The following is a 22,681-nucleotide window of genomic DNA, read 5'->3' as shown; positions in this document are numbered from 1 at the left end:
CTGCTTAATCAGAGTCTCGTCGATACAACGCAATTCCAATAAGTATAAACATGATAGCAGCAAAGGGTTCGGTGACATTGATAGGCACGCTGGGGAGGGGGCCCTCTCCCACGCCTTCGCCCACTTCATTGCTAATTGCGTAACTTCCATCAGGACCTGATGGGGCTTGTGTTGTTTGCCAGAAAAATCGAATACTTTCACCCGTATCCCAGTCAGCCGTCATGGTTTCCCAAATTATTTGGTCCTGCTCATTGACATTGATTTCAAACATTACGCCGGCATCCGCCGCATCACTAAAGCTGAAACCGGCGACGCCGTTAAATCCGCTTGCGCTGAAGCCCAGGTTAAATTTTTGCACATCGTCAAACGCCTCAACCGGTAACGGATTGTGAAAAGGCGGATCATTTGGCGCATCCTCTCCTGGTGTGATCACATGGATATAGGTATAAATTGTATTCGCTGGATTTTCGGCAGGAACGCATTGATTAAAACTGGCGGGACAATTAACGCTGCTGGATAGATCTCCGACACTGTTACCATTTTCATTGGTTAACGACGTTTCGACTTCCGGCCCTACAGGACCCACTATCGCCGGGCCTAAATTTAATCCGTCATAATCTGCAGCGGTGATGGGGGTTGCGAAGATATCTGTAGAGCAGACCAACGCAGCAAACCAAACGAGAGACCATCTGCGTGTGTTCATTTTTATTTTCCGTCTAATTCAAATGGTGTGCATACCACTGGATTACACATTTTCTCTCTATACGAAAAACGCATGTCGTAAGGTTCATTTCCTCAGGAGCATGCTCTGAGGTTTTTCACTCATTCGCTGAATTGACTTTACGGGAACGAAGGTTCAATCGGTCAAGCTGACTGACCAGATCTGTTATATGGACTAACGAAGATTTGAAAAAATCCACATTTATATTTTCGAATGTATCGCTGGGCTGGTGATAGTGCTTGTGTATATCGTTACCAAAATAAATATAATCAATGCCAACATTCGCAAACACAGCATGATCACTTGCTCTGCGCCAGTCAATTCTGCTTTCCAAAAGACTTCTTCGGTTTATCTTTCTGGGTTGGCCCGCCTTCAACCGAAATGTCGCCTTAGAATGCGCTGCAATATACTGATGAACAAGCGGAGTGAAATACACGTCTGGGGGCGTCAGCACATATAACTCATGTCTTTTGCCACCATTTCCAATCATATCAATATTAATATTCAACCTTATCTGCACCGCTTTAATGGGGGAAGATGAAAGAAACGCTTTTGCTCCCCTAAGCCCAGCTTCTTCAACATCGGTAGCCAAAAAAATGATTGAGTGATGTGGTCTGTGTACAGTGAAATAGTTGGCCAGGGCCAGCATTGCAGCCACACCAGACGCATTATCGTCAGCGCCATTAAAAATGTGCCGCCCCTTAATGCCTAAATGGTCGTAGTGGGCTGAAATGACAATATAGTCATCAGCAAACTCACTTCCCTCAATCAGACCGACGACATTAACGCCGGTTTTTTCGTTCCAGCCTTGCTCATAGGTAAAAGGCTGAAAATAGCCGGGGGAAAAGTGACCAAGCTGCATTGCTGAGAAAGCATCACTGATAAACCCTGCCGCGATTTTGTGGCCCGGTGTACCCGTTTTTCTTCCTTCCATTTTGTCGTCAGCAAGAATCTTTAAATTTTGTACTGCCTGAGTCAGTTGGTAATCTGTGGGCAACGACGCAGAGATGGCTTGAACGTGGACGCACAAGAGGAGTGAATATAAGCTCGGCGTTATATAACGATGATGAAACAATGTATACCCCACCTGTCATGAACCTACGTCATACTCTAATAGCATAGCATTTAAAGCCAGCCTTTTCGCTGCGCGATGCGTGCCGCGTCAATGCGGTTCGTTGCATTCAGTTTGGAAATCGCCTCAGATAAATAGTTACGCACCGTGCCGTCAGATAAAAAAAGCTGCCTGGCAATGTCCTGAGTTTTTAACCCATCGCCGGCGAGTTTTAATGCCTTGCGCTCTTTTTCGCTAAGTGGATTGTTGTCATCCAGTGCCATCAGCGCAAGCTCCGGGTCTATAACTCTTTCACCCTTACAAACCCGATGCATTGCATCGATTAGGTAGTGACTATCTGCTTCTTTAAGAATAAATCCTTTCACTCCCAGGGCTAACGCTTGCGTGATATAACCTGGCTTGGCAAAGGTAGTCATAAATAGCAGAGTGCAGGACAAATTCGAGTGGTGAAGTTTCTCAGCCAGTCCCAGCCCGGACATTTCAGGCATCTCTATATCAGATAACACAATGTCCGGGCTAGGGTGGGTTTCTAACCACTGCCAGGCATCTTTACCGTTTTTTAGTGTGGCAACGACAGTGAAATCATCTTCGAGCGAAAGTAAAGTAGCAATTGCATCGCGCACTAAGGATTGATCTTCTACTACAACAACAGAAATCATATTGGCTCCAGCGGAATAATCGCTTTAAATGAAACATTAGGTTGCCATGAAAACGAGACCTGCGCTTTAAGATGATCGGCGCGTTCCCGAATACCTGCCAATCCATTGCCTTCCGTGGGGGGCATTGCCAATGCACGATTCTCACTCAGGCTGAATATCGCGGTGTTTTTTGAGGTCAACAAGCTTAGCGTTATGTGCGTACTGCGACTATAGCGAAGGATGTTGGTGGTTAATTCTTTGATAATCAGAGAAAGTTGTGTGTGTTGTACAGCGTTTAACCGCTTCAGCGTGTCAGGCTCGACGGATACTGACAGCTCAATATCGTGTTCAGTTAATTTTGCTTGCATTTGGGCGATGGCTTCTGACAGTGATAAGGCCTTAATACCGCTGACTGTCTGTCTAATTTCGCTGAGTAACGTTTGCGTCAGCGTTGCTAGAGCCCGTACTTCTTGTTGCGCTGCTTCAATTTTGCCGTTGGCCAGTAACTTATCAGCTACCTGTGCCTTTAATGAGATAACGCTCAATGAGTGCCCTGCAATATCATGCAAATCCCGTCCTATTCGTTCACGCTCTTCTAACGCGCTTAAGGTGCCAATAGAATCGGCATGCTGGGCTTGTTTCAACTGAAATAAGGTCTCCTTTCTTTCCATCATGCCAAATATCAGCAGCACAACAATATTAAGACTGGCTAAAAGGGTAAAAAATAGCTCATTAGCAGAATTATAAATGCTAACCAGGATAATTGAAGAGACGATAAGCAGTGAAAAAATGAGTCCAATTTTAAATGGATAGTAGTAGCCGACGATGAAAGCGATAAAGCCAAAGATAATGGCGCCGCCCGGATTGATGAAGCTGGTGGCGTACGCCAGCATCAGCATCGCAACAGTAAAGTAAGGTACCCAGCGCACCGAGTGGTGAATGCAGGCTAAATAAACCAGCACAAATAGCAGATAACCTGCTGATAACAGCAGCACCGCATTAGCCGATACCTGCGTACCAAACAGTAATGGGACAAAATAAAAGAGCGAAAAAATAAGAGAGCTGTAGGACCACTTTTTTTTGCGGCCCTCAGCGAGTAGAGGCAACGTTTCAGTTATTGACATTCCTTGACTGTTTTCCATTAACTGCTCAATCTCTACTGAATCACAACGGCTGATTTACTAGTAATAAGTAGTGTACCCGAAATGATGAGTACTATACCCGCAATGGCGTAGAAATCGAATGTTTGTTTATACCAGAATACCGATGCAGCGCAGATTAACGCGATGCCCATGCCAGACCAGATAGCGTAAGCTACCCCTACCCCCATATGCTTAAGTACAAAGGCAAACAACATGCCTGAAATTGCGTAAAACAGGATGGACATCGAGCCGAAATGCCATTTTACCCAGCCATCAGAGGCCTTTAAAAAAAGCGTCGCGGTAACTTCCGTGAGAATGGCCAGTGCCAAAATAAAATAAACCATTTTAAACTCCTTGGGTTGTAGAATGAACGTAGTGGGTTGCTGAACAAACGGATTGATAGCGTTTTTCTAATGCGAAGAGGGAAACAGCATATATCGCTACGATTACCGCGGACACTGCTTCATACCTGGCCTCTGGAAAGAGATACCAGACTGTAACAATTCCTAGTGTGCGTGCAATCGTGTGAAAGTAGCCCACCCAATGTTCAATAATCCAGGAAAGCGGCATCCACATCAGCCCAGCCAGAATCCCGACAGTTAGGGGGAGCGTTGTGTGGTCAATTGACGCAATCGGTAGTGCAATGGCAAAAACCATTAACGACATAATAATGCTGACGAAGAATAGCGAGTCAAAAGTGGTGTTCAGACGCTTTTTAGAGAAGAAGTTCTCGCCCGTCAGATAGGACAATCCTGCGCCAATATAAAAAATGGCCCCTGTCCCCAGATACAGCATCCAGGCTTTGGTAACTTCATCGACGAACGGCGCTGTCATGCCAATTACGGCCCAGACGATAGTGCCGGCCAACGGCATTGCTACCAGGCGGCTTTGTTTAAAAATGTTTCGTTGTTGCTCCAACGGGAGCTGTTTTACTTTGTTCATCATCTATATCCTTACGTGCTTTTTACTTTTGATTTATTGCCAAATGAGGTTAAGTAAAGTATTGCCTGCGCCACGCCGGAAAAGTAGTCACAAGTGTCAGCAATTGAGCATGACAATTGTCATGAGAAAGAAATTAAGTGCTAGTTTTACCGATACATTAAAAAAATTTAATGATAAGTGATCTTTTTTACTTACTTAGCACGTTATAGTGAGTTGGATAACTTCTACTTCAGAAGTCTTGCATAGTGTTGTGACCATATCTCATGGTCTGTGACTAGTTATTATAAATATTAGAATTATAGTCGTGCGCCGTACCTATCATGCCCCCTTTGTTAAGGTTACGTTCTCACGGTAAATGAAGAGAACTTCATATGACATCGTCGAATCAGAAAGGTAAATCTACGCCTGCCAGTAAGGCAGCGTCTTCGAAAGCATCAACGTCAAAACAAACTGTGAGCGAGTCGGCAACGTCAAACACCACAGCGGTGCCGCCAGCAAAGAAAGCGGCGCCGTCACGACGTCCGACAAATCGCAAATCACGACGGGTATCCCATGATGATATGTTTCAGGATACCGATTATGTCCATGATCAGATTGACCGTTTGATCTTCGCCCTGGAATCGTTCCGGGAAGGTGATATCTCGGTTCGATTGTCGAAAGAACGAAACGATAAATTTGCCGATCTGGCAGAAGCGTATAACACCATGGTTGAAATGATCGGTGGTGTATCTACCGAAGTATCACGGATTTCACGGGTAGGGGGGATCGAAGGTAACCTCGAAGCCCGGGCCGAGTTTAAAGCGGCCAGCGGGGTGTGGAAAGAGCTTATTGATAACATCAACATTTTGATTGAGGCGATTTCAAACCCGGTACTGGAAGTAAGCCGAATACTAAACAGTATCGCCTCAGGTAACCTGCAGGACAAATTCAGTCTCACCGTAACCGGAGACTTCCGCGCCATGGCGGACGTTATCAACCGCACCCAGTACAGCTTGAACACCTTTGCCGAACAGGTAACCCAGGTAGCCAGAGAGGTAGGGGTTGAAGGTAAACTGGGTGGTCAGGCGTCGGTACCTAATGTATCCGGTACCTGGAAGGATCTGACTGACAACGTAAACCAGATGGCAAGTAACATTACCGCGCAGGTACGTGAAATCGCCACGGTAACTACGGCGGTCGCCCAGGGTGACTTGACCCAGAAAATTACCGAGCAGGGTAAAGGGGGCGAGGTACTGGTACTGTCCAGTACGATTAACCGAATGGTTGACTCACTCAACATCTTCGCCGCCGAGGTAACCAACGTTGCCCGTGAGGTAGGCGTAGAAGGGAAACTGGGTGGACAGGCCGTGGTACCTGATGTGGCCGGTACCTGGAAAGCGCTTACAGATAACGTAAACATGCTGGCCTCCAACGTAACCGCGCAGGTACGGGACATTGCCAACGTGGCTACCGCGGTAGCCGATGGTGACCTTTCGCAGAAAATCAACATCAACGTAAAAGGTGAAATTGCCGAGCTGAAAGAAACCATCAACCAGATGGTGGACTCGTTGAACATCTTCTCTGATGAGGTAACGCGGGTTGCCCGTGAGGTAGGAACCGAAGGTAAGCTGGGTGGGCAGGCAACGGTACCTAATGTAGCCGGCACCTGGAAAAATCTCACCGATAACGTAAACACCATGGCAAGTAACCTGACCACACAGGTACGGGAAATCGCCTCGGTTACTACAGCGGTAGCACAAGGTGACCTGTCGCAAAAAATTACCGAAGAAGGTAAAGGGGGCGAGGTACTTGTTCTCTCGAATACGATCAACAACATGGTTGACTCACTCACGCTGTTTTCTGCCGAGGTAACGCGGGTTGCCCGCGAGGTAGGTACAGAAGGTACATTGGGTGGTCAGGCGGTGGTACCTGGCGCGGCAGGAACCTGGAAAAACCTGACCGATAACGTAAACACCATGGCGAGCAACCTGACCACACAGGTAAGGGAAATCGCCAACGTGGCAACTGCGGTGGCCGATGGCGACTTGTCACAGAAAATCAAAATCAACGTAAAGGGCGAAATCGCCGATCTGACAAAAACCATTAACCAGATGGTTGACTCACTCAACATCTTCTCGGACGAGGTAACGCGGGTTGCCCGTGAGGTAGGAACAGAAGGTAAGCTGGGCGGGCAGGCTGCTGTACCCAACGTCGCCGGAACCTGGAAGAACCTGACTGAAAACGTAAACTTCATGGCGAGTAACCTGACCACACAGGTACGGGAAATCGCTAACGTTGCTACCGCGGTAGCGAAAGGTGACTTGACTCGAAAAGTTACCATCGACGCAGAAGGCGAAATTGCTGAACTGAAAGAAACCATCAACCAGATGGTTGACTCACTGAACATCTTCTCAGACGAGGTAACGCGGGTTGCAAGGGAAGTAGGAACAGAAGGTCGACTGGGTGGACAGGCCTTAGTACCCAACGTGGGCGGCGCCTGGATGGAGCTGACTAAAAACGTAAACACCATGGCGAGTAACCTGACCACACAGGTACGGGAAATCGCCTCCGTAACCAAAGCGGTGGCAAACGGTGACTTGTCACAAAAAATCACCGAGGAAGCCAAAGGGGGCGAGGTACTTGAACTATCGATTACGATCAACCGAATGGTTGACTCGTTGCAGACACTATCTGATGAGGTAACCCGGGTTGCCCGTGAGGTAGGGACCGAAGGTGTGCTGGGTGGACAGGCAGACGTACCAAACGTTGCCGGTGCCTGGCTCGACCTGTCTAACAACGTAAACACCATGGCCAGTAACCTGACTGCTCAGGTACGTGAAATCGCCGGGGTTGCGGCCTCGGTAGCAAACGGTGACTTGAGCCGTAAAATTTCAATCGATGCACGTGGTGAGATTGCTGACTTAAGAGACATCATCAACCAGATGGTTGACTCATTGAACATCTTCGCCGCCGAGGTAACGCGGGTGGCACGTGAAGTTGGTACAGAAAGTAAGCTGGGCGGTCAGGCGGTAGTGCCCAACGTCGCCGGCACCTGGAAAGACCTGACTGACAACGTAAACACCATGGCGAGTAACCTGACCACGCAGGTACGGGAAATCGCCTCGGTAACCACTGCCGTGGCCAACGGTGACTTGTCGCAGAAAATCTCCGAAGAGGCCAAAGAAGGTGAGGTACTCGAGCTTTCCACCACGATCAACCGAATGGTTGACGCACTTAACATCTTCGCCGATGAGGTAACCAACGTAGCCCGTGAGGTAGGTACCGAAGGTATCTTGGGTGGACAGGCCGAAGTACCGAACGTGGCAGGGGCCTGGAAAGATCTGACCGATAACGTAAATACCATGGCGAGCAACCTGACCGCACAGGTACGGGAAATCGCCTCGGTATCAACGGCGCTTGCCCGCGGTGACTTCTCGAAGAAAATCGAAGTACATGTACGTGGTGAGGTACAGGAACTTAAAAACAACATTAACGCGATGGTTGACTCATTTATCACCATCGTTAAAGCCGCCAACTCGATTGCAGAAGGTGACTTTGCCCTTGAGATGCCACTGCGAAGTGACGCCGACCAGTTGAGTATCGCGCTTAACTCGATGACGCGAAACTTAAAACGCATCTCGGAAGAAAATGAAAACGAAGCCTGGATCAAGAACGGTCAGGCCAACTTGAACGATAAGATGCGCGGTGAATTGGATCTGCATGCACTATCGAAAAACATCATCACTTATCTGACCAAGTACCTAAAAGCCCAAATTGGTGCTTTGTATCTCACAGAAAACACCAAAGAGGGCGAAGTCCTTAAACTGACCTCGACCTACGCGTATACCAAGCGTAAGGATGCAGTAAATGAGTTTAAGGTGGGTGAATCGCTGGTAGGGCAGGCTGCACTGGAAAAAGAAGCCATTGTCATTACCAACGTACCAGAAGATTACGTACTCATCTCTTCTGCCATTGGCCGCAAAGAACCTAACAGCCTGCTGGTGCAACCTTGTCTGATAGGTAGCGAAGTGAAAGGTATCATCGAAATTGGCTCATTCTACGAGTTTACCGACAACCAGCTAGAACTGGTGCGGGTGGTGGCAGAAAACATCGCGATTGCGATTAACTCTGCACAAGACCGTTCGAAGATGAAATTGCTGCTTGAAGAATCACAGCGCAAGTCGGAAGAATTGCTTGATCAGCAACAGAAATTGCGTGCGCAGTCTGAAGAATTGCAGGTGGCTAACGAAGATCTTGAGATCAAAACCCGCGACCTCGAACGTCAGAAAGAAGACATTCAGTCTTCACGGGTTGAAGTTGAGCAAAAAGCGAAAGAACTGGAGCTGGTCAGTAAATATAAATCTGAATTCCTGGCGAACATGTCCCACGAATTGCGTACCCCACTGAACAGCTTACTGATATTAGCCAAAGAGCTCACCAAAAACGATAAAGGTAATCTGGACGACGAGCAAATTAAAGACGCCAACATTATCTATGATGGTGGTAATGATTTGCTTAACCTGATCAACGACATTCTCGACCTGTCTAAGGTGGAGGCGGGTAAACTGCAGGTGCATCCTCAAACCATCAGTGTTCAGAAGTTGCTGACCAGCATGGAAAACAAATTTAACCCGATTGCGAAAAACAAAGGCTTAAGCTTTAACATTGAGATCGAAGAGGGGGTATCGAAAAACCTTTATACTGATGATCAGCGATTGGAACAGATTATTAAAAATCTGCTGTCCAACGCGTTTAAGTTCACCGAATCAGGTGAAATTATCCTTGCTGCGGAAAAAGTGCCTGAAGATGTGCAATTCAGAAAAATCACCACACCACATAAAGATGTGATTGCTTTCTCTGTCGCGGATACAGGCATCGGTATTGTCAAAGAGAAGTTTGCACAGATATTTGAAGCCTTCCAGCAAGCCGAAGGTGGCACCAGCCGACAATATGGCGGCACCGGCCTGGGCTTAACCATCTCGCGGGAGCTGTCGCGTTTATTAGGCGGTGAAATTCATATCTGGAGTGAACCAAATCAGGGCAGTAAATTCACTGTATACATCCCTATCGATTTGTCTAAAACCGGTGCGCTTGATGATGATACAGAAAGCGAAATTACCATTGAGTATCCGAAGTACGATATCAAAGAATCTCAATTGGCAAATTCATCAACGCCAGAATTACCTTCGCCCACCAAGCCTTTCGTCAGCGACGATCGCAACGATATTTCGTCAAAAGATGATTCGTTACTGATTATTGAAGATGATCAGAACTTTGCCGAGATACTTAAACGCGAAGTTAAATCTCACGGTTACAACGTATTAGTGGCCAGAGAGGGACGTGAAGGGCTTGATTTGGCGTCTCAGTTCCAGCCTAAAGGTATCTTCCTGGATATTCGATTACCGGATCTGGATGGTATGCGCGTGCTGGACCAGTTAAAGTTTAATCTTAAAACCCGGCATATTCCGGTGCACATCATTTCGGTTGAAGATAAGAGTACACAGGCGCTCAGTAAAGGCGCGATCGGCTTTTTATCCAAACCGGCTTCGTTAAGCAGCATTAATAATGTCATCAAGAAAATTACGGGTATTCAGGAAACCACCGTTAAAACGATTTTGCTGGTTGAAGATAACGAGGCAAGTATTGATAGCCTAAAACGCATATTATCCAACAGCCAAATTAAGATACTTACTGCAAAGACAGGTAAAAAAGCGGAAGAGTTGCTGGATGACACCCATCCTGATTGCATCATTCTGGACTTGAACTTGCCCGATACCACCGGTTTTGGTTTGCTGAATAAGCTGCACAGCAGCGGCGCCATAAAAGATGTCCCTATCGTCATTTACACAGGACAGGAACTAACTAAAGAAGAAGTCAAACAGCTGCGTAAATACACCGACAGTATCGTGATTAAAGGCGTGTCCTCGCCAGAACGTCTGCTCGATGAGGTGTCATTGTTTATCCACAGCATGGAGAGTAAATATTCTGATCAGCAACGGGCGATCCTTTCTGCGCTTCACGACCCTGAAAAATTGCTGGCAAATCAAAAAGTGCTGCTGGTGGATGACGATATTCGTAATACCTACGCGTTATCTAAAGTGCTCGCGGATGCAGGTATGCAGGTAGTGTTGGCGGATAACGGCATGATGGCGCTGGAGAAGCTGGAACAGGAACCTGACGTGTCGATAATTCTGATGGATGTGATGATGCCCATTATGGATGGCTATGAAGCCATGCGGCGTATTCGTGAAAAACATGAGCATAAAGAACTGCCAATTATTGCGTTAACGGCAAAAGCCATGGCAGAAGACAGAAGCAAGTGTTTAAGCGCGGGGGCGAATGATTATCTGACCAAACCGGTTGATGTAGAGAAGTTGCTGAACATCATGCGTGTATGGTTATACAAGTAGCATCAAATGCAAGACAAAGCGTTACAGGAACTTGAAACCCGTTTGTTGATTGAAGCAATACATCAGCGCTGGGGATACGACTTTCGTCAATATCGATTCGCATCCCTGGTGCAGCAAATTGACAAGCATGTACAAGTTCACGGTTATACCAATATCGCCGAATTAATACCGGCGGTATTGCATAGTCACGTTAAATTTAAACGCTTACTGTTTGATATTTCAGTGACAGTGACCTGTATGTTCAGGGATCCAGTATCAATTCGAGCACTGTACAACAGGGTGTTTCCAAGATTGGAGACCTATCCGTTTCTGAACATATGGCATGCTGGGTGTGCGACGGGCGAGGAGGCGTATTCTATGGCAATTTTGCTGGAAGAATATGGCTTGTATGACCGCACGCAGATTTATGCTACGGATATTAATGATCGCTCTTTAGAAACGGCCAATAAAGGCATTTATCCGGTCAGTGAATTACGGGTTGGTCAGGCGTTGTACTTTCAGGCAGGGGGTAAAAAGTCACTGACGGATTACTACCATGCGCGCTACGGGGCGGCAAAGTTGAATTCGAGATTGAGTAAAAATATCGTGTTTTCCAACCACAACCTGGTGACTGATGGCATGTTTGCGGAGATGCAGCTCATCGTTTGCAAAAATGTGCTGATTTACTTTAACCGAATGTTGCAGAACCGCGTGCTGAAACTGTTTGCCGATAGCTTATGCAGAGCGGGTTATTTGTGTTTGGGTGCGCATGAATCACTGGCATTGTCGCCAGTCCGGGATCAATTTGAATTGATTGATTCCGAACATAATATTTACAAGAAAATTGCCGTTTAGGTGTTTATGAAAGCAGATGACCCACTACAGGTACTAAAACAACGGCCCAAGGTTCTTGTTGTCGATGATCGCCAGACAGAACGCGACATCATGCAAAAGTTACTGTCAAAATTAGACGTTGATGTGCACACCGCCGATTCAGGACAAAATGCATTGCATCAACTCATCAGGCATGAGTACACCCTGATTTTGTTGGATATCCAAATGCCGATTATGGACGGGATCGAAACGGCACGTTACATCCGCACTAACCCGCTAACAGAAAATATCCCGATCATATTCCTAACCGCGTATGACAAAGATGATTTAAACGTATTGCAAGGCTATAAAATTGGTGCAATTGACTATTTAATTAAACCGATCAACGAAGAAATTCTGCTGTCTAAAGTAAAAACGTTCATGCGCTCTAATGTTTTTGAAAAACAAAAAGAATATGAAAAAATCCTGACTGAATTACGGCTGAAAAATGAGCGACTTGAAAAAGCTGAACAAGAAGCGCTGGTGCGCCTGAAAGAGGCTAATTTAGCTAAGGACGTTGCTCAGGATGCGCAGCAACAACTGGAAGAACAAAAAAAGGAGTTGTTAAGACATACGCAGAACCTTGAGCAATTTGCTTATGTTGCTACTCACGACTTGCGCGCCCCCATCATAAATCTGGATGGTATGGTCAAAATTTTTAGGAAACGTGGCCATGTAAATGGCGACAACAGCGACATTTTCAGACGTATTGAGCTTTCCATTTCCCGCGTCAAAAATACCCTGCACGATTTAATTGAAGTGGTCACCGCAAAAGAAGCATTCGAAGAAGAAGTCGAAAAACTTAGATTCTCCGATGTGTTTTCAGATGTCCTTGAAGATTTAGAAGTTCAAATAAAGGATTCTGGTGCGTCTATTCATTCAGATTTTTCTGAGGCACAATCGATAAATTATATTTCGCGCTTTTTACAAAGCATTATGCAGAATCTGCTAACCAACGCAATCCGTTACCGCTCACCTGAACGTTCAGCGCTGATCAACGTAGTTACTAAACAGCTTTCCGGATCGGTTTTACTGACCATTAAAGATAATGGAATTGGCATGGACGAAAGCCAAAAAGAAAAAGTGTTCGGGTTATTTCAGCGTTTAAGCAAAGATGCAGGCGGCAAGGGGATGGGGTTATATATTACCAAGTCACAAGTAGAGATGTGTGGTGGAAGCATAGACTTCACTAGCAAGCCCGGAGAGGGCACCACATTTATCATTGAACTACCGGATATGAAAAGAGAGTCAGATAAATAACATGCGAAGTTTTCAAGATGTGCTGTGTATAGATGATGACGACGAATATAACTTTCTCACTCAGGAAGCGTTTTATGATTACCATTACAATGGGAAACTGACGTTTATGACCAGCGCTGAAGAGGCGCTGGATTACCTGGCAGAGTTGGAAACGTTTCCCGATATCATTATTTTAGATATTAATATGCCGGCCATGAACGGTTGGGACTTTCTGGAAAAATATGAAGAAAAAGGGTTTCACAAACGGTTCTCGTCACTCATTTTCATGCATTCATCGTCGGTGTTTGAGACCGATAAAGAACGTGCCGCCCGCTTTGCCAGTGTTAAAGGCTTTATCGATAAACCCATTTTGCTAGAAGATCTGGAAACGATTTCGACCACCCATTTTGGTTAGCAGCGTCAATACAGGAACAATGCACTGCCGGTATTATCAGAATAAATTAACAATAAATTTACCGCGCATCAGTTGTTGCTGATCCACTAATCTGCCTCACCCCCTTCACCAACAGTATCCCTCTTGGCCCAGCCGCTTTCTATAAGGGCTGAGGCCGTCAACCAATCTACTCTTACCATTTCGTAGTTTTAACAAAAAAAAAACACTTGCATCACAAAATAGAAAAGACTAAATTATAAAAAATGTAAGCGTTTACAAAATACAATTTGCTGTCATCGGACGTCGTATCTGTCGATTTACGCTATGCTTTAACAGGTGATTTTTTGTCGGGTATTATCGATAAAATGAAAGTAAATCGAAGATGATATTTGTTAAAATTTGAAAGCGCATACATTTTGTAATCGAGTTGAGGCTTAATAGTTCAGAAGTATTGGCAACTAGATGCAACCGCATCAGGGGACACACATGAAACAACACATATTTAGAAAGACAAGAATCGCTACCAGCATGTCATTGTTACTTGGCGCGACGATGCATTCTGCGATTGCACAAGAGGCAACTGCCGATGCTAATGATGAGATGGTAGAGGTTATTGAAGTATCTGGTATTCGTGGCTCAGTCATTCGTTCAATGGATATCAAGCGCTCTTCTCAAGGTATCGTCGATGCAATCTCAGCAGAAGAAATGGGTAAATTTCCCGATACTAACCTGGCAGAGTCGTTACAGCGTATTACCGGGGTGTCGATTGACCGTCAAAACGGTGAAGGCAGCAAAGTTACCGTGCGGGGATTTGGGCCAGATTACAACCTGGTGTTGTTAAATGGTAGACATATGCCAGCGTCTTCACTGGAAGCCACATCAGCCTCAACTTCGCGTTCTTACGATTTTGCCAACATCGCCTCTGAAGGTGTTGCTGGCGTAGAGCTTTACAAAACCGGCAAGGCCCACGTGCCAACCGGTGGTATGGGCGCCACGATCAATATTCTGACAACCAAACCCCTGAATTCACCGGGTTTGAAGGCGACGTTCGGTGTGAAAGGGGTCGTAGATGACTCAACTGAAGAAGGTGACTCAGTCACGCCGGAGTTGTCAGGTTTGTACAGTAATACCTTTGCAGACGATACGTTTGGTGTAGCGCTTTCAGGCTCATATCAGGAGCGCCATAGCGGTAACAGACAAGCGGTTACAGGGGGCTGGCGAACGTTTCCGGGAACCGTAAATGGTTTTGACTGGGATGGTGGCAACGCTGACTGGGGTGGTCTGATTCCCGATGGCGATAATGCCTATCAGAATTATCCTGAGCCAACCGATATCTATTCAGTTCCACAAAGTGTCGGTTATGCATTTCATGAGATAGAGCGGGTGCGCACCAATGGTCAACTGACTTTGCAATATCGTCCAGTTGACAATGTAACAGCCACTCTGGATTACACTTATGCTAAAAACGAAGTTGAAGATCGTTATAACGATGTTTCAGCCTGGTTTAACTTTGGTCCTTCAACAGCAACCTTTACTGATGGACCTGTTGTTGCTCCGTTAGTCTATTCAGAAGCGTTCGCTGCACCTGGCGACTTAGCCATGGGTGCTGGCCAGTTTTCAACCATCAATGAGAACAAGTCACTGGGCCTGAACCTGGAGTGGCAAGCATCAGACAACCTGGAACTGGTGTTGGATGTTCACGATTCATCTGCCGAATCGCGTCCTGACAGCCCGTTTGGAAGCAATAACACCATTGGCACCGCAACCTGGGTGAGAGCGGTCACTTCTGTTGATTTTAGTCGTGATTTCCCTGTACTTGATATCACTTACCCGGATGGGGTGTCTAATATACGTGCAGAGGATGTAAGAGTAACAGGAAGTTCATTCCGCAACAGTCAGATGCGCAGTGAAATTCAGCAGGCTCAACTCAGTGGTAGCTATACCTTTGACAGTGGATTACTGGAAAGCATTGATTTTGGTGTGAGCAATTCAGAAATGAAGAACCGCTCAGCCTTTTCTAACGTTCAACAGGACAACTGGGGTGGACTGGGCGAGGCAGGAGACATCGATCCTTCTGTCTTTATGCTGGAAAGCATTGGCGATAAATTTGACGCGGATGCCAGTGGCGACCCCGCGCTTCAGGACGAGTTTTTCATATGGGATTTCAATACCATCCGCAGCATAGCTGATAGCACTTATGGTGCGCTGGGTGCGGTAGGTGATTGTGGTACATCATTCTGTGCATCATCTGATATGACCACGGACCGTCGGACTACAGAAGAAATTAATGCCGCATACGTACAATTTAATCTGGTGGGTGATTTAGGTGATATGCCTTACCGATTGTCGTTAGGTGCCCGGTATGAAGAAACAGATGTTAATTCCAGTGCCCTGGTTCCCACGTACAGTAACATTGCCTGGGCGGGTGATAACGAATTCTCTCTTATCGCTACAGGTGAACAAGAGTTTACCAACTTGTCAGGCAGTTATGAAAACTTTCTTCCCAGCATCGATTTTAATTTAGATCTGACCGATGACGTGATGTTCAGAGCATCGTACGGCAAAACCATGGCACGTCCAGGTTATGGCGACATTCAAGGTGGGCAGACCCTCAACTCGCTTGTGCGCATCAACGGCGGTAGCGGCGCGCGGGGTAATCCGGGGCTGGAGCCGTTTGAATCCACCAACTTCGATTTGGCGTTGGAGTGGTATTACGATGAAGGTAGCTATGCGTCAATTGGCTATTTCAAAAAAGACGGTGAAAACTTTGTTAACACGGGTATCGTGCAAGAGCAGACCTTTGGTTTACCTCACCCCGCGCAGGGCCCTCGTTATGATGAAGCTGTTGCTGAGTTAGGCTCGGGCGCGACCACTGCACAAATCAGACAATACATTATTGATAATTATCCGGAAACGATAAACGCAGATGGCTTTATTCTCGGTGTACCGGGGGAAGATGACATTGCTACCTTTGACATCGCTGTACCGGTTAACCAGGATGAAGAAAGTACCGATGGCTGGGAGATTGCTGTTCAGCATCTGTTCTGGGAAACGGGGTTCGGTGTCATTGCCAACGCTACAATTGTTGATTCAGACTTTGAATACGACGTCACCAGCCTTGAATCGCAGGGGGGCTTGTTGGGAGTCAGCGACTCTTACAACTTAATTGGTTTTTATGAGAAAGACGGTGTTCAGGTGCGTGTAGCTTATAACTGGCGTGATAAGTTCCTGTCGAATACCGTTAATGGTCAGGGCCTGCTCAATCCTGTTTTTGTTGAAGAGTACGGCCAATGGGATGTTAATGCCAGTTATGACTTTAACGAAAACCTGACCGTGTTTGTTGAAGCCCTTAACATTACCGATGAAACCAAGCGTGTGCATGAACGTTCGTCGTACCAGCTAGTCAATTACGCTGAATACGGACCGCGCTACAATATTGGTGTGCGCTATACATTCTAACTGTGTGCTCTGTTCGTAACAAAGTAGCCATCAACAGATGGCTACTTTTTATTGCGGCGTCATTGTATAGTAGTTTTGATGAATACTTCTGTGAAAAAGATATTAATCGTCGGCGGTGGTTCCGCTGGTTGGCTAACAGCGAGTTTACTCGCGGCGGATTATCGTTTTGACAAAAGTGTTCAAATCAGCCTGGTTGAATCACCTGATGTAAAGCACATCGGGGTAGGTGAAGGAACCTGGCCTTCCATGCGCGGGACTTTGCAGCGTATAGGTTTATCAGAAACTGATTTTATCGTTTCCTGTAACGCAAGTTTTAAACAAGGCTCCTGGTTTCGCAACTGGCATACGCATACGCACCCTAACCATTATCATCATCCTTTTACCCCTCCGGTAGCTGCCGCTGAGTTTGATATTGCGCCTTACTGGTTTCCTCATAGCGATAAGGTCGATTTTGCCCATGCAGTGTCAACGCAGGCGGCAATGATTGAGGCAGGGCTGGCACCAAAACAAATCACCACTCCCGAATACGCGTTTGTCAATAATTACGGCTACCACCTGGATGCGGGTAGATTTGTGCAGTTATTGCAACGCCATGCGGTAAACCAATTGGGAGTGGAGCATATTTTAGACAACGTCGTCTCGGTGAATGGTGACAAAGATAAACCGATTCAATCCATTCAAACTGCTCAACATGGGTTGATTGAAGCCGACCTTTTTATCGATTGTTCCGGATTTGCCTCCCTGTTACTCGGGCAGCACTACGACATCAATTTCCTTGAGCAGCGGCATGTTCTTTTCAACGACTGCGCACTGGCTGCTCAGGTCAATTATGCAGAACCTGAGACAGCAATTGCATCAGCGACGCTAGCTACTGCGCAGTCGGCTGGCTGGATTTGGGATATTGGTTTACAGACTCGGCGTGGAATTGGCCATGTTTATTCATCAGCGCACAGTTCAGATGAGAATGCCGAGCACACATTACGTCGCTATATTGGTGAGCAGGGTGCTGACGTTGAAGTCCGAAAAATTGCTATCAAGCCCGGTTTTCGTGAGACATTCTGGCAGCACAACTGTGTCGGGGTAGGCATGGCTGCAGGGTTTATTGAGCCTCTTGAGGCGTCAGCGCTGGTAATGGTAGAGCTGGCCGCCAAATTCATCAGCGAGCAGTTACCTTCAGGTCAACGGCAAATGGCGATTACTGCGAAACGATTTAATGAAACATTCAGGTACCGATGGGAACGAATTATTGATTTTCTCAAGCTACACTACGTGTTATCGAAGCGGGAAGATTCAGACTATTGGAGGGATAATCGCGATGCAGCCTCTATACCTGAGTCGCTGAGCGAGATGCTTGAAGTATGGCGGGGTCATTCGCCAAGTCGATATGATGTGCCGATGGCTGAAGAGCTGTTTCCAGCAGCCAGTTACCAGTATATTTTGTATGGGCTACAGCATTGCGCGGGGAAGAAAAGCAAACCGGTTAACCCACGTTTTCAACAACGTGCATTACAACAGTTTCAATACATGGCTGCGCAAAAGCAGCAGCTTAAGGCTGGCTTACCGAACAACCGCACGTTGTTGAAACAGATTGCGTCGCACGGATTACAAACCATTTAGGGTGTCATATGGCAACAATAGAACGATTAAATAACGTTAGTCACAAAGATGTAAAGATTAACACTGCGTATAGCCCTGAGCTTGGCGATAACGTGATGTTTTCGCTCACGTTTCCGGCTGAATTTCGCTCTGCCCAAGCTTATTATCCTATTGTGTTTCACAAAGATGCGCAGTCCGGTCAATTTTATCCAGTAGTGTTATTGGGTTTTCAGCAGCAGGAAAATTTGTTTCTCAATCAGGGGAAATGGGACGCTGGTTACGTGCCGATTAATGTCTCACGACAGCCTTTTTCTATCGGTGTGCAGGACGGGCAGCGTGTAGTGAATATCGACACAGACAGCGCGAAAGTGAGCGCAGACGGAGAACCATTATTTTTGGAATTTGGCGGGCACGCCCCTTATCTGGAAAAAGTCAGTGGCATGCTGGAAGCGCTGCACCATGGCGTAGAAGAAAATAAAGGCTTTGTTGAGTGCTTATTAGAGTTTAAGCTTATCGAATCATTTACGCTTGATGTAACGTTAAACGATGGTTCTCAGCATCAATTGTTGGGCTTTTACACCATTAATGAAGACACCTTAAATGAGCTTACTGATGAACAGTATCTGACACTGCGAGCAAAGGGTTACCTGACCTCAATCTATATGATGCTGGCATCACAGTCGCAGTTTGCTGACCTGGTTAGCAGGAAGAACAAGCAGTTGAACTTAGCCTGATGATCGCGGTTGATAAGCACGTTGCTGAGCATGCTGGTGTTAGCAGCCGAGAAATTGATCCCGGCTTACTGGAGAGCACAACACCGATAGTGTTGCGCGGAATTGCAGGTGACTGGCCGTTGGCGCAGGCGGCCAAAAACAGTGACGCGGCGTTTTTATCATTGCTTAACGACTATCACAGTGGTGAACCTGTTGTCACGTATCAGGGGCTGACCGAAGACGATCCCCGGGTTTTTTATAATCACGACCTTTCGGGCTTCAACTTTCAGCCTGTGCAGAGTGACTTCCCTGCTTTCTGCAACCAGTTAACAAAAGATAAAAAACTACTCTACATGGGTTCTACCATGGTGGATCGTTGGTTTCCTGAATTGCGCACAGAAAACCCGATAAGTCTGTCAGGCATTGACCCACTGGTAAGCCTCTGGCTAGGTAACCACAGCCGAATTGCAGCACATTGCGATTTTCCACAAAACCTGGCAATCGTAGTAGCAGGCAAACGGCGGTTTACCCTTTTTCCGCCCGACCAACTGGAAAACCTTTATATTGGTCCTCTCGACTTTACCCCAGCGGGGCAGGCGATAAGTTTAGTCGATTTTGATGCGCCGGATTTCTCGAAATATCCACGTTTCAAAGAAGCGCTGTCACACGCCACGATAACTGAATTAGAGCCCGGTGATGGCATCATCATTCCCAGCATGTGGTGGCACCACGTGGAAGGACTCAGTCAGGTCAATGGTTTAGTCAACTATTGGTGGCGAACTACTCCCGGGTATCTTGGTAACCCCATGCTGGCCTTGAAGCTGGCAATGCTTTCTGTTGGCCAGTTGCCAGACGCACAAAGAGAGGCCTGGCGAAGCCATTTCGAGCATTTTGTGTTTAATCGTGATGAAGCAAAGATGGCGCACATCCCGAAACAGCAGCAAGGTATTGCAGGCGAAATCAACGAATTACAAGCGCGTCAACTGCGTGCTGAATTGCTAAACAAGCTTAACCGATAATTTAATGAGCGAGACCTTTTCATGCAATCTCAACCAATCAAACGTGTAGTCATCGCCGGTGGAGGAACCGCTGGCTGGATGTGTGCAGCATCACTGGCCAAATTGATGGGAAAGCATCTTGATATTCAATTAGTCGAGTCTGACGCTATCGGTACCGTGGGGGTGGGCGAGGCAACTATCCCTCCTTTGCTAACTCTACATAAGTTGTTGGGTATTAATGAACAGGAATTTATGGCGGCGACACAGGCGACCTTCAAACTGGGCATTGAATTTGAGAACTGGAAATCGGTAGGCGAAAAATACATTCACTCATTCGGCACCACCGGGCAAGACCATTGGGCCGCAGGCTTTCAGCATTTCTGGCTGAAAGGGCAGCAGATGGGCTTAGCTAAAGAGTATGGGGTTTACTGCGCAGAGTTGCTGGCTGCTCAGCAAAACAAGTTTGCCGTCTTGCCAAATATGGGGCTGAACTATGCCTTCCATCTGGACGCCACACAGTATGCAAAGTTCTTGCGAAGCATGGCAGAGCAACATGGGGCAAAGAGAGTAGAGGGTAAGATTGATCAGATTGATTTATGTCATCAGTCTGGCTTTATCAAATCACTAACGTTGGCGTCAGGTCGGGTAATCGAAGGTGATTTGTTTATAGACTGTACCGGATTTCGTGCGCTGTTAATTGAAGAAGCGCTACATACCGGTTACGACGACTGGACGCACTGGCTACCCTGTGACCGCGCGATTGCCGTGCAAACAGCAAGTGTAGAAGCGCCTCGCCCCTACACTCGGTCGATCGCCCATGCTGCTGGCTGGCAGTGGCGCATTCCCTTACAGCACCGCACAGGCAATGGTCTTGTATATTGCAGCCGTTATTTAAGTGATGACGCGGCAAAACAATTGCTGCTGGAGAATGTGGAGGGTGACGTGCTTACCGAGCCCAGAGTGATCAACTTTAGAACAGGACAGCGTCGTTCGCATTGGAATAAAAACTGTATCGCGCTGGGGCTATCGAGTGGTTTTATTGAGCTACTGGAATCAACCAGTATTCATCTGATTCAGCGTGGTATTGTCAGGCTGCTGCAGATGTTTCCGTCCACCGGTATCGTGCAGGCGGATATTGATGAATTTAACGCGCAGACACAACACGAAGTGGTCAATATACGCGACTTCATTATCTTGCACTATCATGTGACACAACGAGAAGACAGCCCCTTCTGGCGCTATTGTAAGAATATGCCAATTCCCGATTCCTTAAGCCATCGCCTGGAATTGTTTAAGGAAACCGGAAAAGTATTTAAAGTGCCCAATGAGCTATTTGGTGAGAACTCCTGGGTACAGGTGATGTTGGGGCAGGGGTTAGTGCCACAGCAACATCATCCTGTCGCTGATTTGATGAGTGAAAAAGAAATGGAACATTTTTTATCCCAAATTGAGCAGCAGAATGTGCGCAAGGTTAACCAATTGCCTTCGCATCAGGACTTTTTACAGCATTATTGCCCAGCTCAAAATTTTTAAGGAAAAAAGCATGTCAGTGAGAAAGTACCATCGAAAATGCTGGTACCGGATGTTAAACATTAAGTGATACGCGAACAGGCATTAGCCTTTAAGGCTTATCGATTGTTAGCATCAACGCTCGTCTTATCAGCAATATCTGTTTCGCTCGACGATGCTTTGATGTTGCAACTACGGGGAATGAGCTCAGAGAGAATTAAAAATAGCAGCCCTATTTGCAAGCTTTCGTACAACATATTCCTGTCGTGAGAAATAATTAGTTGCCAACCGCTTTCAAGAAGAAAAAGAGCTGCAGCGAAACGAAGCATTGTTTTAAGATTAAAAAACAGCATAGTCTTACCTAATATGAAAGAGGCTACCGTTGCAGCCTCGAACTGATCTCAACGTGGCCAATGGTTCATATTGGTGTTGCCATATTGTTGGTAGATCGAATCATTTGCATTGGCGACTTGAGCAAAAAATTTACCCAAGTCATAAAATAATCCAGCACCAGCAATTGCCTCTACCTCAGCACTATTGAGCTCCCGCATGTGAAATTCATTTATATCGTTCATAGCCGCCCTTAATTCCTATTCTCTGAATAACCTCTATAAAAATCATAGGCCGCATCTGCAATTGCGATGGCAACGGCTACATGGCCCCATGAACCTCCTGCCACAATTTCAGTATCCTTTAAAACTAGTTCTTGCATAAGTAATTTCCTTTTAATTAGTACGACCCACATGGTCGAATTAAACTGTAACAATGAGTATTCAGGTTGCCTACTGAACCTATAGATAGTTTTTTTAGCGTGACGTACAAACTATGCTGGTCGCGATTAACTTGGTTATTCGCTATCATATTTATCGAGTTAGGTGCAACGAAAGTAAAAATTTGCTTGATAAAAAAGAATACTTGAATAACTAATATAGTTTGCTGCAGACGCAGCAACTACATACACAGAAACAGATTAATGCATTGAGGTAACAAAACTATCTTCGCCTGTAAACGCGCTAA

Annotated in this window: 17 protein-coding genes; 9 read left to right on the top strand and 8 right to left on the bottom strand. The window is 46.4% G+C overall.

Annotated elements, in window-relative coordinates; translation table 11 throughout:
- Window positions 1-4: 4 nt before the first annotated feature.
- The 6 genes from HCJ96_RS15930 to HCJ96_RS15905 form a co-directional block, all read right to left on the bottom strand.
- Window positions 5-703, bottom strand: a complete 699-nt coding sequence (locus tag HCJ96_RS15930) for an exosortase, PEP-CTERM interaction domain protein (protein WP_169212081.1) — start codon at window positions 701-703, stop codon at window positions 5-7.
- A 115-nt stretch (window positions 704-818) separates the two neighbouring features.
- The gene (locus HCJ96_RS15925; RefSeq protein WP_169212080.1) at window positions 819-1,718 is read right to left on the bottom strand and encodes a M28 family peptidase; all 900 of its coding nucleotides are present in this window, start codon (window positions 1,716-1,718) and stop codon (window positions 819-821) included.
- A 128-nt stretch (window positions 1,719-1,846) separates the two neighbouring features.
- Window positions 1,847-2,452, bottom strand: a complete 606-nt coding sequence (locus HCJ96_RS15920) for a response regulator transcription factor (RefSeq protein ID WP_169212079.1) — start codon at window positions 2,450-2,452, stop codon at window positions 1,847-1,849.
- The gene (locus HCJ96_RS15915; RefSeq protein ID WP_169212078.1) at window positions 2,449-3,555 is read right to left on the bottom strand and encodes a sensor histidine kinase; all 1,107 of its coding nucleotides are present in this window, start codon (window positions 3,553-3,555) and stop codon (window positions 2,449-2,451) included. The genes HCJ96_RS15920 and HCJ96_RS15915 overlap by 4 nt, the downstream gene beginning before the upstream one ends.
- A 32-nt stretch (window positions 3,556-3,587) precedes the next feature.
- Window positions 3,588-3,917 (bottom strand): DMT family transporter, encoded by a 330-nt coding sequence (locus HCJ96_RS15910; RefSeq protein WP_169212077.1) that lies wholly within the window; start codon window positions 3,915-3,917, stop codon window positions 3,588-3,590.
- Window position 3,918: 1 nt separating this feature from the next.
- Window positions 3,919-4,518, bottom strand: coding sequence for a DUF7010 family protein (locus tag HCJ96_RS15905; RefSeq protein WP_425483748.1), 600 nt, complete (start codon window positions 4,516-4,518; stop codon window positions 3,919-3,921).
- A gap of 368 nt (window positions 4,519-4,886) precedes the next feature.
- On the opposite strand from HCJ96_RS15905, the gene HCJ96_RS15900 reads away from it, so the two are divergent.
- The 9 genes from HCJ96_RS15900 to HCJ96_RS15860 all read left to right on the top strand — a co-directional run bounded on the left by HCJ96_RS15900 (window position 4,887) and on the right by HCJ96_RS15860 (window position 21,688).
- Window positions 4,887-10,904, top strand: coding sequence for a HAMP domain-containing protein (locus tag HCJ96_RS15900; protein ID WP_169212076.1), 6,018 nt, complete (start codon window positions 4,887-4,889; stop codon window positions 10,902-10,904).
- Between the two features lie 6 nt (window positions 10,905-10,910).
- On the top strand, window positions 10,911-11,738 hold the full coding sequence (locus HCJ96_RS15895; RefSeq protein ID WP_169212075.1) for a CheR family methyltransferase: 828 nt from the start codon (window positions 10,911-10,913) through the stop codon (window positions 11,736-11,738).
- Window positions 11,739-11,744: 6 nt separating this feature from the next.
- On the top strand, window positions 11,745-13,016 hold the full coding sequence (locus HCJ96_RS15890) for a sensor histidine kinase (protein ID WP_169212074.1): 1,272 nt from the start codon (window positions 11,745-11,747) through the stop codon (window positions 13,014-13,016).
- 1 nt (window position 13,017) lies between these two features.
- A complete protein-coding gene (locus HCJ96_RS15885; protein WP_169212073.1) occupies window positions 13,018-13,410 on the top strand; it encodes a response regulator in 393 nt (130 codons plus the stop codon).
- Between the two features lie 465 nt (window positions 13,411-13,875).
- Entirely contained in the window at window positions 13,876-16,848 is a 2,973-nt protein-coding gene (locus HCJ96_RS15880) for a TonB-dependent receptor (RefSeq protein WP_169212072.1), read from the top strand.
- A 78-nt stretch (window positions 16,849-16,926) separates the two neighbouring features.
- Window positions 16,927-18,465 carry a tryptophan halogenase family protein gene (locus HCJ96_RS15875; protein ID WP_169212071.1) on the top strand — a complete coding sequence of 513 codons (1,539 nt, stop codon included), beginning with the start codon at window positions 16,927-16,929 and terminating at the stop codon, window positions 18,463-18,465.
- 8 nt (window positions 18,466-18,473) lie between these two features.
- Window positions 18,474-19,178, top strand: a complete 705-nt coding sequence (locus tag HCJ96_RS15870) for a SapC family protein (RefSeq protein ID WP_169212070.1) — start codon at window positions 18,474-18,476, stop codon at window positions 19,176-19,178.
- A complete protein-coding gene (locus HCJ96_RS15865; RefSeq protein ID WP_169212069.1) occupies window positions 19,178-20,176 on the top strand; it encodes a cupin-like domain-containing protein in 999 nt (332 codons plus the stop codon). Before HCJ96_RS15870 ends, HCJ96_RS15865 begins: the two co-directional genes overlap by 1 nt.
- Before the next feature lie 21 nt (window positions 20,177-20,197).
- Complete coding sequence (locus HCJ96_RS15860; protein ID WP_169212068.1) at window positions 20,198-21,688, top strand: tryptophan halogenase family protein; 1,491 nt, start codon at window positions 20,198-20,200, stop codon at window positions 21,686-21,688.
- A 377-nt stretch (window positions 21,689-22,065) separates the two neighbouring features.
- Here the strand turns inward: HCJ96_RS15860 and HCJ96_RS15855 are convergent, their stop codons facing one another.
- Together HCJ96_RS15855 and HCJ96_RS16490 are read right to left on the bottom strand one after the other, a co-directional pair.
- Complete coding sequence (locus HCJ96_RS15855; RefSeq protein ID WP_169212067.1) at window positions 22,066-22,239, bottom strand: hypothetical protein; 174 nt, start codon at window positions 22,237-22,239, stop codon at window positions 22,066-22,068.
- A gap of 8 nt (window positions 22,240-22,247) precedes the next feature.
- Window positions 22,248-22,376 (bottom strand): hypothetical protein, encoded by a 129-nt coding sequence (locus HCJ96_RS16490; RefSeq protein ID WP_281358658.1) that lies wholly within the window; start codon window positions 22,374-22,376, stop codon window positions 22,248-22,250.
- Window positions 22,377-22,681: the final 305 nt, after the last annotated feature.

It is taken from the genome of Alteromonas ponticola (genome assembly GCF_012911815.1).
GTDB classification, from domain to species: domain Bacteria; phylum Pseudomonadota; class Gammaproteobacteria; order Enterobacterales; family Alteromonadaceae; genus Alteromonas; species Alteromonas ponticola.
The sequence above is the reverse complement of the archived record's forward strand: the minus strand, read 5'-3'. Positions and strand labels throughout refer to the sequence as shown.